A 13,820-nucleotide genomic window follows, 5' to 3' on the forward strand; every position below is an offset into this window, starting at 1 on the left:
TGGGGGTGTAGTATTGAATAATTTCGAGTTTCTAAAAGAAAAATGGCCAGAATTATCAAATCTAGGTGCATTAGCAGAAAAGTATATTTATACAGATTCTAATACATCATTAATTAAGCAGGGTATGATATCAGAGCTTTTAGTTAAGTATATGCTTGCTTACGATGGATTACAGGAACCAAGCTATGATAATACTCACGCTAATAGAATCAATATATTAAGAGGAAATGATTTATTGCCAAAAGAAATTGACAATACAATTAAAGTAATCAGGCTATCTAGAAATGATGCAACTCATAATGGAACAGAGTCTAAAGAAAAAGCGTTGTCAAATATACAATTGCTTTTTGAACTTTGTGTTTGGTTTATGCAGACCTATGGCGATTATACCTTTGAGTCAACAGAATATATGGTGCCAGAAGAGAATCATATAACTGTTGAAGAACTAGCAAAACAGAATATGGAATTAGAGGCAAATAATAAAATCCTTGCGTTAGAGCTTTTGGAAATTCAAAAGAGCGGAAAAGCATCAAGTAACCGTAGAGCAATAGCTTATAAAAAAGCTATTAATGTTAAACTAACAGAAGCACAGACAAGAGAAATCATTGATGAACAGCTGCGAAATGTTGGTTGGGAAGTGGACACGGCTTCTATTCGATATTCAAAAGGAACTAGACCACAAAAGAATCATAATTATGCAATAGCAGAATGGCCAACTGATTCTAAAGTTTGTGTGGGCGGTTTTGCTGATTATGCTTTTTTTGTTGGAGAACAAATGGTTGGCGTTGTTGAAGCAAAGAGAAAGCATTCAAATGTATCGTCGGTTATTGATGGACAGTGTAAAGATTATGCACTTCATATAAAAAAAGAACATGAGCAGTATGTAATAAAGGAATTTGGAAATTATAAGGTACCATTTTTATATGCCACAAATGGAAGACCCTATTTAAAACAATATGAAGAAATGTCAGGTATTTGGTTCTTAGATGTAAGAGAAACATATAACAGACCGAAACCTTTGTCAGGATGGCCAAGCCCTGATGGACTTATACAAGATTTAGAGAAAGATATAGAAGAGGCAAATAAGAAACTTCAAAGTACAGGTTATGAAGTGCTAGAAGACCCTGATGGACTAAATTTAAGATATTATCAGATTGATGCAATTAAGGCAGCTGAAGCAGCAATTGAAAATAATGCATCTAATGTTTTATTAGCAATGGCAACAGGAACTGGAAAAACTAGAACTGTTCTTGGGATGATATACAGATTTCTTGATGCAAACAGGTTTAAAAGAATCTTATATATGGTAGACAGAACTGCTTTAGGGGACCAGACATTAGATACCTTCAAAGAAGTGAAACTAAAAGATTTACTAACGTTAAATCAAATATACGATGTAAAAGAATTAGTAGAAAAGAGCTTTGAAAAGGATACAAGGGTTCAAATCGCAACGGTACAAAGCCTTGTGAAGCGCATTATGTATAATGATGGAGCTATGCCTGGAGTTTCTGATTATGACCTTATTATTGTAGACGAAGCTCATAGAGGATATATATTAGACAAAGAGCTTAGCGATGACGAAGTTTTATACAGAAATCAGGATGATTTCAGAAGTAAATATAGAGCTGTAATTGATTATTTTGATGCTGTTAAAATTGCTCTTACTGCAACTCCAGCGCTTAATACTACACAGATATTTGGAAAGCCAGTATATTCTTATGATTACCGTACGGCAGTTGTAGATGGATTCTTAGTTGACCATGATGCACCACATTTGATTAAGACAAAATTAAGTGAAGACGGTATTGTATTTGCGGTTGGTGATACTCCACCGATATATGACCCTATAACAAATGTCATTACAAACAGTGATGAATTGGAAGACGAATTAAAATTTGATGTTGAAGACTTTAATAGACGAGTATTATCAGAGAGCTTTAATGAAACAGTTTTAAAAGAAATTGCTAAAGACATTGACCCAAATGAGAGTGGTAAAACGCTCATATTTGCTGTAGATGATTCACATGCTGATACTATTGTTAAAATACTCAAAAAGATTTATACAGACCAGGGTGTTGATGAGAATGCAATCATGAAAATTACCGGTTCTATAGAAAATGGTAATAAGAAAAAAATAGGTACTGCAATTAAAAGGTTTAAAAATGAGGCATATCCTAGCATAGTTGTAACTGTTGATTTGCTTAGTACAGGAATTGATGTTGAAGAGATTACAACGATTGTATTTATGAGAAGAATTCGTTCAAGAATACTTTTTGAGCAGATGATGGGACGAGCAACTAGATTATGTCCTGAAATAGGAAAAACACATTTTGAAATATATGATGCGGTCGGTGTATACAATGCATTGCTTCCAGTATCCACAATGAAACCAGTAGTAGCAAATCCATCAGAGACATTTCAAAACTTAATAGATGGATTCGATGCTTTAGAATCTGGTAAATCAAGACAAAATCAGATAGATATTATTATTGCTAAGATGCGTAGAAATAAGAATAAAATGAATGATAATTACAGAGAACAGTTTAACGTACTAACAGGTTCTGATTCACCAGAAGCATTTATTGAAGCTATTTCAAAAATGTCAACGGACCAAGCGGCAGAAGTAATTAAGAATAGTAGCAAAGCATTTGAATATATGACTAATGAATTTCACGAAAGACCAAAATTTATAAGTAATGTAGCTGATGAGTTGCGAGAACATGTAAGAGGATATGGCAAAGCAAAAAATCCAGAAGATTATTTGACAGAATTTAAAAAGTTTGTTGAAACACATTTGAATGAAATAGCTGCTTTGAATATAGTTACAGCAAGGCCAAAAGAGCTTACAAGAGAATCTTTAAAGGCTTTGAAGTTAGAACTTGAACGTAATGATTATAGTGAAACCATGTTAAGAACTGCATGGAAGGAAATGACCAATCAAGATATTATGGCAGATATTATAAGCTTCATTCGTCAGAAATCATTAGGAGATGCTCTCATAAGTAAAGAAGAGCGTATTAAGAATGCGATAGCAAAGACAAAGGTTGTACATACAGAGTTGACAAAGGTTCAGATAAATTGGCTCGATAGGGTAGAACAGCAGTTGCTACAAGAAACAGTATTAAGTAAAGAAACATTTGATGCAGCTGCCTTTAAGAATAAAGGCGGATATAAAGCTGTCAACAAGGCATTTGGAGAAAAACTGGATATGTTTATTGATGAAATTAATAATAATATGTATACCGCGTAACTAAAGGAGATTTATAAAAATGACAAACTCAGAAATCGTACAGAAATTATGGAACTTATGCAATGTATTAAGGGATGATGGAATTACTTATCATCAATATGTAACAGAGCTTACTTATATTTTGTTCTTAAAGATGGCAAAGGAAACCGATACAGAAAGTCAGATACCCGAAAAATACAGATGGGTTGAGCTTGTTAAACGTGATGGTATTGTGTTAAAGGATTACTATGAAGAACTGTTAAGTGAACTTGGAAAGAATGGAACTGGTAGAATAAAAGATATATATTCGGGCGCACGTACTAATATAGAAGAACCTGCAAATCTTAGAAAAATCATTGTAAGTATCAATGATTTGGACTGGTATAGTGCAAAAGAAGAAGGTTTGGGGAATCTATATGAAGGTCTTTTAGAAAAAAATGCAAATGAAAAAAAATCGGGTGCTGGGCAATATTTTACGCCAAGAGTATTAATTGATATTATGACGAAACTTGTGGCTCCACAACCTGGTGAGAGATGTAACGACCCAGCTTGCGGTACATTTGGATTTATGATTGCCGCAGATACTTATGTAAAGAAGCATACTAAAGATATGTTTGATTTATCGGTTGACCAACAGAATTTTCAAAAATATGAAGCATTTACAGGTGGAGAGCTTGTGCACGAAACACATAGATTAGCTCTTATGAATGCTATGTTACATGATATTGAAGGTAAAATATATTTATGTGATACATTATCTAATCAGGGTAAAGTAATGAAAGATTATGATGTAGTGTTAACGAATCCTCCATTTGGTACTAAAAAAGGTGGAGAGCGTGTATCAAGAGATGATTTGACATTTACTACTAGTAATAAGCAACTGAACTTTTTGCAACATATTTATCGTTCACTAAAGGCGAATGGAAAAGCAAGAGCAGCTGTTGTTCTTCCTGATAATGTATTGTTTGCAGATGGTGATGGTCAGTCTATTCGTAATGACCTTATGGATAAATGTAATCTTCATACAATTCTTAGACTTCCTACAGGTATTTTCTATGCCCAGGGAGTTAAGACAAATGTATTATTCTTTACTAGAGAGAAAACAGAACTGAAAAATACAAAGAAAGTTTGGATTTATGACTTAAGAACGAATATGTCTAACTTTGGTAAGACTAATACTTTAAATCCAGGGAATTTTGAAGGATTTATTAATGCATATACAACAGAAGATAGAAATAAAGTGGAAGATGAAAGATGGTCATGCTTTACAAGAGAACAGATAAAAGAGAAAAATAATAGCTTGGATTTAGGCCTTATAAAAGATGATAGCATTATAGAGTATGAAGATTTGCCAGACCCAATTGAAAGTGGAGAGGAAGTTATTGCAAAACTTTCAGAAGCTATGGATTTAATTCAAAGTGTTGTAAATGAATTGAAGAGTCTGGAAGGTAATAAATAATGGCGAAGAAAGTTAAAGTGTTGAAAGAAATGATGGAACAAGCACTTATATCTGAAGAAAAACAACTATATGAGATACCTATGAATTGGTGCTGGGTAAAATTTGGGTGCTTAGCAGAGGATATGGCAGATGGTCCATTTGGAAGCAACCTAAAAAGAGAGCACTACACTGATAAAAAAGAAGTACGAATTATTCAGTTAAGTAACATAGGAGAAAATGGTTGGAAGGATAAGAATACAAAGTATACTACTTATGAACATGCTAAGACTATTTCACGAAGTATGGTGAAATCTGGTGAAATCGTTATTGCAAAAATGATGCCTGCTGGAAGAGCAATAAAAGTACCAAATGAGGAAAATGCATATATACTATCATCGGATTCTGTAAAATTTGTTCCAAAGAAATTGTTAAACAAAGATTATTTGTTATATGCAATAAATAGTAACTTCTTTAGAAATCAAGTTTCAGCAGAAACGCAAGGGATTACAAGGGCAAGAACAAGTATTGGAAAAATGAAAACTTATGCATTCCCATTACCGCCATTAGAAGAGCAGAAAAGAATTATAGAACAAATTGAGAATTTGTTTAGTAAATTAGATGAAGCATCATTACTAATTAATGAGATAGAAGAAAGTTATTTTACCACTAAAGCGGCTATTCTTAACAAAGCATTTAGCGGGGTGATTACAAAAAAATGGAGAGAAAAAAGTAATATCCATGAGATTGCATGGGATGAGCATAAGCTTGTGGAATATGTAGATACGCAATATGGTTATACAGAAGTATCGACAAATGAAGAAATCGGCCCCCATTATTTAAGAATTACTGATATACAAGATGGTAAAGTTAATTGGAATAGTGTTCCACATTGTAAAATTGAAGATACACAATATGAAAAATATTGCATATCTTCAAATGATATTGTTGTTGCTAGAACAGGAGCAACAACAGGTAAGAGTTTTTTGATAGAAGATGTAGAAAATGCAGTATTTGCATCATATTTAATAAGAATCACTATAAAAACTGGAATGGAATTATTGCCACAGTATTTATATCTATTTATGCAGTCACAAAAATATTGGTCACAAATTACAGATTTTAGTCAAGGAACTGCGCAACCAGGAGTAAATGCAAATAAATTAAAAGAATTAATAATTCCAGTACCAAGTATAGAAGAACAGAAACAAGTGGTTATAGAATTAAATATAATTTTAGGAAAACTTGATTCAGGGATAGAAGGTATTCATAGTTTAAATAATATCAAGCTAATTAAAAAATCAATTTTAGCAAAAGCCTTTCGTGGTCAATTATCTACCACTGATTTATCGGAAGAAAGTTCAATAGAGTTATTAAAAGAAATATTGAAAACTGAATGATGTACCGAATATAACCAATAAACGAAACATACACAAAAACTCCCTGATTTCCAGGGAGTTTTGCTATACACTCCATTATTCCTACACCATTTCTACACCAATTACAAAAATTAAACGAATGATTCTGGAAAAGATTATTTTATATTAATATGGTATAATTTGAGAAATAAAATATTTGGAGGCATAGATGAAACTTATAAATCAAATGACTAATGAGGAATTATATAAAGTTGTAACACAAAGAAAATTAGATATTCAAATATTTCGCATAGAGGTAAAACAGACAGGATTTAATGAAGAAAAAGAACTTGTATTTAGATTATTAGATGAAGTTTTAAAAGGTGATGTAGGAAGATATAAAGATGATTTAGTATATATAAATGCTCAATTAGTGGAACTTTTTAAAAATAATTTCAAGTCTATATATGTAGATGGTGATGATTATTTCTTTAATGAAGGAAAGAACAAAAAGTTGATTAGCGCAGTACTATTATTTGAGGAATTTATTGTGACGTTTGATAGAATGAGTAGAGAAAGAGAATTGTTTTATAAAGATGCAATCAGAGCAACTTTCGATGATGGTCAGGAATTGGTACTTCCACGTGAAATTGATGCTTGGATTGAAGGTATAACTAATAAGATTGCCCAATTTAAAAAAATTATAATATAATTATTAGGTTTTTTAATTTTTATTGACGAAGGAGAATAAGCTTGAATATCATACAAAATATAGATATAAGACGGAATTTATTAGAGCAGATGCTGATGGAAGAAATAGATAGTCAAAATTATAAAATATTTGAAATACTTTATAAAGAACTTAATTTATATGATAATAAAAGATTGATGGAAACACACAAAACAAATCCTAAAGATTGTAATGTTATTACAGATAGTATATTTCTAGATATTTTAGAAATAACTTTGAATGAGATTTTTAGTAATAATAATTTAGAAATAAAGGATATACTAGAAACTTACTATAATGCACAATATCCTTACGTTGTACAGAATATAGAAAGATGTAAAGGGAATAAGAAGAAATATCTTGATTCACTTAAAGGAAAAAGTAAAAGTTTAGTTTATAATCTTTACTTATTTTATTATTACACTACAAATGGAGACCCCACAATTAGCGATATCGCAGAATTGAAATTAATATATAATACAGTTTATTCAGGTTACACAGGTAATGTTACATACATAGAACAGCTTGAAAACGAATGGGGAATTCAAAATTTAAGAGATAATAAGATACATCAACGATTCTTAGGAAAAAGAAAAATTGAATTAGCAGAATATCTTAATGTGCAAGTGCACGAAATAGAAGATGTATTAATAGATATGATGTGGATTAATAAACAAACGGGTGTTTCAAACGATAAGTTTTATAAGTTTATAGAATGTGAGGAAGGTAGTTTTAAAATTTTAGATAAATATAAAATTACAGTGTCTCCACTTCATCTTTATTGCACTAAGAAAAATCTAAAGAAAATAATTCAAGATAATTTTGAGATGTTATGTAATGGAATGCTTATATGGGAATTAAGCTCTATGAAACAATATTCTAAGGAAAAATTGACATTGAATATGATAAATCGTCATGTTACAATGGAAAATCCAGAGGCATTCTTGAATAAATTAGCAAGTTCAATATACTTTGAATTACTAAGTAAACTGTACTATGATAGCATAGAATTATATTATAAGAATTTTTCATTTGATAAAATTACAGGTATGAATGCTATTTATAATATGCAAGAAGATATAAAGAAACTAAAAGAAGTGATTTCAGAAAAATCAGAATATACAAATAAATTGAACGAAGAAAATTTCAGCTTAAAACAGAAAGTAAATAGTCAAATGAAAGTAGAAGATAGGCCGTTTATTGAGCAAATCACATTATTCGAAAGACAACGGGCTCAAGCAAATTTGGAAAATCAATCATTAAAGCAAAAAGTAAGCGACCAAGAAAAATATATAGAATTGCTCGAAAGTAAAGACGTTATAGAAGAAGAGATAATCTATAGGATAGAAGATATTAGTTCTAAAAAGTTATTATTTATTGGCGGTATGAATGAAATGGTAGATAGAATAAAACCGATATTCCCCAATTCAATATTTGTAAGTGATGAGGGTATAAAAGTAAATTCAGATGTTAAAGCCATTGTAATGTTTCCTAAATATATGAATCATAAATTGTTCTATAAATATATAGCGGTAGCAAGAGAAAATAATATTAAGGTAGTGTATTGTAATAATAATAATGACAAAATGGTACTTGGAGAGATTTATAGACAAATAGTATTAGTAAAATAGAATATCTATACACAAAAACTCCCTGCTTTCCAGGGAGTTTTGCTATGCTTGCCATTTCTTCTACACCATTTTCACACCAATCGCCTTAAATTTGCTCATAGAATCTTTTAGATTATCCTGAGTGGGATGGTCATATATATCTAAAGTTGTCCGAATTGATTTATGACCCAAAATAGCTGAGACATTTTTGATATTCATACCAGATGCAATGGCCTGGCTTGTGAACATATGCCGAAACATATGTGGATGTAAGTGTTGTATAACAAGTCTTTCATCATTCATATACTTTTCAATGCTTCTAAGTGATGAACAGAGAGAAGATTGAGAAATCATTTTACCATTTTTAGTAAAGACTAAATCTCCAAATTCTGAATAAGTATCAATATCCACAGTCTCATTATTTCCTTTATGAGTTATCAACACTTTTTCAATTGCAGGCGTGATTGGAATGATTCGAGATGAACTTTTGGTCTTGGGGTTATTTATTTCAAATTTGCGTTCGCCATTTTTGTTGATTTCCCTGACTGTTCTATCAATTGTAATCTGCATCTTTTTAAAATTTATGTTATCCCATATTAAGGACCTGATTTCTCCGCTTCTCATACCAGTTAAATAAAGTAACTGATATAAATTTTCCCAGTCATATTTCGCTTTATGAATATAGGTGAAAAATCGTTCGATTTCAATATCTGACAATACCATTTTCTTAATCTCTTTTTTTGAATAGAGTATAACTCCTAAAAGTGGATTTTTACTAATAAAGTCATTTGAAAGTGCTGCCTGAAAGATTTGTTGAGATATCATCTTGACCTGTTGAATGGAAGATGGTTTATGACCCATTTCCTGCATATCATCAAATAAATTTATAAAATCGATTGCTCGAACATCAGTTAAATTCATTTCACCTATTGCATTTGCAATGTGATTATAGGCATTTCGATAGCCTGCTTTTGTTGTTCCAGCTAAATTCGACTTATATTTATTAATCCAAATTGAGAAAAATTCATTAACCGTAACATCAAGACCGTCACCACCAATCCCGTGAATATCATTTGTAAGAGCAGTCTCTAATTTTGTTCTTAAGTTATCTAAGTTTTTATCTAAAATATATTTCAATTGGCCATTACTATTATGGTATTTTGCCATATAAGTTCCATTTGCTCTTTCACTAAGAAATTTTCCGAGCTCTCGGCCCTTTAAATCAGTTCCCATATTAAATCACCTCTCTTGCTGGGCCAATCACCTTTAGTTTCGCCATTTCCTTGACCAAGTTCTCCTCGGTTACATGGGTATATAAATCCATAGTGATATTTGTCTTACTATGTCCAAGCACAACTGAAACAGTCTTGATATCAATTCCACTTTCAAAACAACGAGTCGCAAATGTATGCCTGAGCACATGGGGCGAAAAAAATTCCATAGTCATATTGTATTTTTTATTGATAGTATTAACCTTGGTTCTTAATATTTTTCTTATATTTGTAGATGAAACCATAGAGCCATTTCTTCCGACAAAAATTAAATTTCCAAATTCACCATGATTTATTTTCTTGAATTTTAGAGTTTTCTTTCTTTGGTTGTCAAAAAAGTAGAGGGCTTCTTTTGAGAGGGGCACCATCCGTGCAGAATTTCGTGTCTTCGGTGGGTGAAGTTCATAGATGTACTTTCCGTTGCCATCTTGAACTTCGACTCTGGTTTTACGGATATATAATTCTCGTTTTTCTAAGTCCACACAATCCCAAGTTAAAGCCATAATCTCACCACATCGTAAACCACTAAGAAGTAGTATATTAAAAAATTCACAATACCAACTATCTGTGATTTCATTTAAGAATATTTCTTGTTCGTCAATAGTAAGAACTCTTATTTTCTTATCATCTTCACCATTGATGGTGATACCAACAACAGGGTTCTTTCTAATTAAATCATTTTCATATGCCTTTTGAAATATGTTAAATAAAATGGCTTTCAATCCTTTGATTGTTCCCGTTTTATAGCTCTTCGAGTGCATAAAATCGATTATTTCTAATATATGAATCGGTTTAACAGTCGAAATATTCATGGTCCCTATTTGAGAAGATATTATTTTATAGCCACTGACATATGAGCTTATTGTGGTACTACGGACATGGGGACGTTTATATTTTTCTAGCCATATTGCATACCATTTATCCACTGTCAAACTAGAACGGTCTCCATTAATTCCGTGTTCTTCTTCATAAATTGCATCGCCTAATGACTTCTTTATCTCTTTCAAGGATTTACTATAAATACTTTTCCGTTTGCTTTGTTTATCCGTATAACGAGCTTGATATTTGCCATCTTTTCGCTGAACGATTCCTGGTCCTAATTCTTTTCCATTAAGGTCTAATCCCATATTTTTCCGTCTCCTTTACTGTAGTTAGTTAATATATGTACAATATAACGTATAAAAAACAACCTGTCCGTACCCTGGGAAGCAATTGGTTAAACTTCGGCGGTATGTAACGAGAAGTGGGAGTATGCTAATAGAATCTTTGTGCGTATTGTACGATGATTTATAAGCTGGCCAATATAAAACGCCATTTCATACGCCATTTGAGGTGTGAAAGAAGCATAAAAAGAGAGAAAGAAAAAGAAAAGATGACAAAGAGAGAAAGACAAAGCATAAAATAGGCTTACCAAATTGGTAAGCCTAGTGATTATTTAATTTTTATTTAATTTTCTTTCTTCTTTTTACTTTCTTGCCATTTTTTAATCATATCATCCCCAGAATCCTTATTGTTTATTTTTACGGCACCCCAAACTCCCAAAGCATCCTCGAGGTCTTTTAATAAATCCTTAATATCATTATTATTATTGCATATCTTTTCTATACATTGATTAAAATAATCATAATCAACATCCTCATCGGAATGCCCATTCTCATCTTCATCCTCATCGGAATCCTCTATTTCAAACCCATATAAATCCTCTAATTTTTTGATATCTTGTTCTTCTTCAATATATCTAATATTGTAATAAAAATAGCTAATTCCATCTGCTTCAATTTCATCCCTTGCACTAGATGTATGTGCCATTGCCTCAATTACAGCGGCCCCAATCGCGTCGGATGCATCAATATTAAAATGGAAATCTTCCTGGTCTAATTCCAAATCGTAGCATTTATTTATATATTCCATTCCTTCAGTAAAATTCATAGATGCTAATTTTTTTAATTTTATTTTCTTACTCATAATAATTCTCCTTTGTGTGTTGGGTTAGTAGTTAATGTTATAATAAAGATAAGGCTATTAATTATTGGTGTTTGTATTGAATATTTCTTGTTAAATATCTGCAAATGAAATATCAAATTCCATTGTATAAACTCTATTATACCAAAACTTCTGGTTATGTCATTAAATATTTGTTGATATTTTAGTCCCACTAAGTGCAATTATCTTTGGCTTCGTTAAACGGAGCAAATAGTTACCAAACAACCGTCTGAGTGGGAGAGTGGGACAACTTTTAAAGTTTAATTTTTATGAGGATATTGGATGTACTATCTTTTTATGAATCTCTTCCATCAGTGCTAGAATTCTTGTTGCAACTTCATTAACATCAAAAAAACTAGCAGTGGAATTATCATATATTGATTTGAAAATTATAAAATCCTTTATTTCATCTGTTTCTAATTCCACATTATATTCGGGGTCAGTATATATTAATGATTCGGTTTGCTCTTGTGAAAGGCCTTTTATATTGGGGACAACCAACTCTATATATACATTTCCACAATGGTCACATGCTAAACAACTGATATCTAAAGTAATTCCTGAAGATTCATGTTTAAGTGATAAACCTGTCTTCCAACAATCATTTTCATGTAATAACAAAATTTCACTGCGAAAAATAGCTGCTAGTTCTGCTTGAATTTCTAATGCTATTTCTGCGGAACCTATGCCTTTGTTTTTGATTAATTTATGTTTACTCATAATTTTTCTCCTTTTTTATGTTTATTGCATATTGTTTAACTGTAGTTTGGTTGATGCATATGGTGCTGCCCTTATTCATCGAACAGATGTAAATATATATCGTAGGTTGTTGCAACATTTGCATGTCCTAACTTGGTACTGATTACTTTTATGTCATATTTTGCTTCATACAGACGACAGGTCATAGAGTGTCTCATGGTGTGTGGACTGATATGCCTAAATGGTATTCCTGCCTTATTCATTTTTGCTACAATATAATTAATGGTGTTTCTAACACTTTTGGCGGATACATGTTTTCCCATTTTTGTTATAAAGACAAGGTTGCCAAAAGGATTAGCTTTATTTCTATATTTTGCAGTTTTGGCTTTTTGATTATTTAAGTGAATTAACATTTCACTACTTATTGATATATTACGAATACTTGATTTTGTTTTTGGTGAATTCAATTTGGTAACATATTTATTACTATCTTTATCTTTAACTTCAATAAATGTTCGCTGTACTTTTATTTTTCTATTTTCAAAATCAATATCCGACCACCGAAGCGCTAGCATTTCACTAATCCTAAGTCCTGTATCAAATAAAAGCTCAAACATCTCATAATAATAGGATGTCTTTGAGGCCTCTAAGAACTGTTTTTGTTCTTCGGCGGACAATGCTTTTTGTGGGATGATTATATTTCCATCATTATCTACAATGATTGAATCCTTATAGTCCTTAACACGTATTCCAGAACAAGGGTTATTTTTTATATGCTGAAAAATAACAGCTTGTTGAAAAATATTTGAGGCTAATACTTTTACATTTCTTATAGAGCCGATAGAATAACGTTCCCCATTTTTTTTTGGTGTTGTTTTCATTCTATTTATAATGCTCAAAATGTGGAAAGGTGTTACCATATTCACATCTAATGTTGATATCTCTGGTCTAATATGTTCATAAGCATTTTCGTAATTTTGAAGGGTGTTATCTTTGATTTCAAATATATTATTCATACATTCATCAAACCATTCATCCACAGTATATCCTGACTTTCCATTAGAGGATAAGCTGCAGCTATCTTCATATTTTAATTTGTTGAATTCTTGTTTTAAGGCTTTTAAGTCGCTATTGCAGGTCGAGATACGTCTTCCGTATCTGTTTAAAAATCTTCCATAATAGTAGGTATTTTTGTGTTGGTATATTCCTGTACCAAGTTGTTTCCCCAATAATGATTTTCCCATTAGAATGCCCCCTTTCCAAGACCTGTATGTTGGTCTAGAAAAGTATCTAATAGTGTCTTATTTACAAAATATCTACTACCAATACGAATAACGTATGTAGCAGAAGGATTCTTGATTAATTTAATTGCAGTGGAGGTACCGACTCCCAAATATTCACATAAATCTTTGGTGTTTAATAATTTTTTGTCTTTATTCATAATTTTCTAATCTCCTGTATCTATCATAATTTTCTCCTTTTTATTGGTGTGTCTTTAAAAAGAC

At 31.4% G+C, this 13,820-nt stretch carries 11 protein-coding genes; 5 read left to right on the forward strand and 6 right to left on the reverse strand.

Annotated elements, in window-relative coordinates; genetic code table 11:
• Nucleotides 1–13: 13 nt before the first annotated feature.
• The 5 genes from hsdR (at nt 14) to BMY18_RS12565 (ending at nt 8,383) form a co-directional block, all read left to right on the forward strand.
• Nucleotides 14–3,250, forward strand: coding sequence for a type I restriction-modification system endonuclease (gene hsdR / locus BMY18_RS12545; RefSeq protein ID WP_242941030.1), 3,237 nt, complete (start codon nt 14–16; stop codon nt 3,248–3,250).
• Nucleotides 3,251–3,269: 19 nt separating this feature from the next.
• Entirely contained in the window at nt 3,270–4,688 is a 1,419-nt protein-coding gene (locus BMY18_RS12550) for a class I SAM-dependent DNA methyltransferase (protein WP_092454535.1), read from the forward strand.
• Complete coding sequence (locus BMY18_RS12555; RefSeq protein WP_092454537.1) at nt 4,688–6,064, forward strand: restriction endonuclease subunit S; 1,377 nt, start codon at nt 4,688–4,690, stop codon at nt 6,062–6,064. The genes BMY18_RS12550 and BMY18_RS12555 overlap by 1 nt, the downstream gene beginning before the upstream one ends.
• Nucleotides 6,065–6,251: 187 nt before the next feature.
• Entirely contained in the window at nt 6,252–6,734 is a 483-nt protein-coding gene (locus BMY18_RS12560) for a hypothetical protein (protein ID WP_092454539.1), read from the forward strand.
• 41 nt (nt 6,735–6,775) lie between these two features.
• Nucleotides 6,776–8,383 carry a hypothetical protein gene (locus tag BMY18_RS12565; RefSeq protein WP_092454541.1) on the forward strand — a complete coding sequence of 536 codons (1,608 nt, stop codon included), beginning with the start codon at nt 6,776–6,778 and terminating at the stop codon, nt 8,381–8,383.
• Between the two features lie 60 nt (nt 8,384–8,443).
• On the opposite strand, the gene BMY18_RS12570 is transcribed toward BMY18_RS12565, so the two are convergent.
• The 6 genes from BMY18_RS12570 to BMY18_RS12595 all read right to left on the reverse strand — a co-directional run bounded on the left by BMY18_RS12570 (nt 8,444) and on the right by BMY18_RS12595 (nt 13,756).
• Entirely contained in the window at nt 8,444–9,595 is a 1,152-nt protein-coding gene (locus BMY18_RS12570) for a tyrosine-type recombinase/integrase (RefSeq protein ID WP_092454543.1), read from the reverse strand.
• A 1-nt stretch (nt 9,596) separates the two neighbouring features.
• Nucleotides 9,597–10,760: a site-specific integrase gene (locus tag BMY18_RS12575; RefSeq protein WP_092454545.1), complete on the reverse strand. Its 1,164-nt coding sequence runs from the start codon at nt 10,758–10,760 to the stop codon at nt 9,597–9,599.
• A gap of 319 nt (nt 10,761–11,079) precedes the next feature.
• Nucleotides 11,080–11,598 carry a hypothetical protein gene (locus tag BMY18_RS12580; protein WP_092454547.1) on the reverse strand — a complete coding sequence of 173 codons (519 nt, stop codon included), beginning with the start codon at nt 11,596–11,598 and terminating at the stop codon, nt 11,080–11,082.
• Between the two features lie 285 nt (nt 11,599–11,883).
• Nucleotides 11,884–12,336, reverse strand: a complete 453-nt coding sequence (locus BMY18_RS12585; protein WP_092454549.1) for a hypothetical protein — start codon at nt 12,334–12,336, stop codon at nt 11,884–11,886.
• A 71-nt stretch (nt 12,337–12,407) separates the two neighbouring features.
• Nucleotides 12,408–13,559 (reverse strand): tyrosine-type recombinase/integrase, encoded by a 1,152-nt coding sequence (locus BMY18_RS12590; RefSeq protein ID WP_092454551.1) that lies wholly within the window; start codon nt 13,557–13,559, stop codon nt 12,408–12,410.
• A complete protein-coding gene (locus BMY18_RS12595; protein WP_092454553.1) occupies nt 13,559–13,756 on the reverse strand; it encodes a helix-turn-helix domain-containing protein in 198 nt (65 codons plus the stop codon). Before BMY18_RS12595 ends, BMY18_RS12590 begins: the two co-directional genes overlap by 1 nt.
• Between the last annotated feature and the right edge of the window lie 64 nt (nt 13,757–13,820).

Source organism: [Clostridium] fimetarium (assembly GCF_900111235.1).
Classification (GTDB): Bacteria; Bacillota; Clostridia; order Lachnospirales; family Lachnospiraceae; genus Clostridium_N; species Clostridium_N fimetarium.

Bases quoted from the DNA above. Each gene is read 5' to 3' on its own strand.
- BMY18_RS12575 (WP_092454545.1), bottom strand. From the start codon at position 10,760: ATGGGATTAGACCTTAATGGAAAAGAATTAGGACCAGGAATCGTTCAG.
- BMY18_RS12590 (WP_092454551.1), bottom strand. From the start codon at position 13,559: ATGGGAAAATCATTATTGGGGAAACAACTTGGTACAGGAATATACCAA.
- BMY18_RS12595 (WP_092454553.1), bottom strand. From the start codon at position 13,756: ATGAATAAAGACAAAAAATTATTAAACACCAAAGATTTATGTGAATAT.
- BMY18_RS12580 (WP_092454547.1), bottom strand. From the start codon at position 11,598: ATGAGTAAGAAAATAAAATTAAAAAAATTAGCATCTATGAATTTTACT.
- BMY18_RS12560 (WP_092454539.1), top strand. From the start codon at position 6,252: ATGAAACTTATAAATCAAATGACTAATGAGGAATTATATAAAGTTGTA.
- BMY18_RS12570 (WP_092454543.1), bottom strand. From the start codon at position 9,595: ATGGGAACTGATTTAAAGGGCCGAGAGCTCGGAAAATTTCTTAGTGAA.
- BMY18_RS12585 (WP_092454549.1), bottom strand. From the start codon at position 12,336: ATGAGTAAACATAAATTAATCAAAAACAAAGGCATAGGTTCCGCAGAA.
- BMY18_RS12550 (WP_092454535.1), top strand. From the start codon at position 3,270: ATGACAAACTCAGAAATCGTACAGAAATTATGGAACTTATGCAATGTA.
- BMY18_RS12555 (WP_092454537.1), top strand. From the start codon at position 4,688: ATGGCGAAGAAAGTTAAAGTGTTGAAAGAAATGATGGAACAAGCACTT.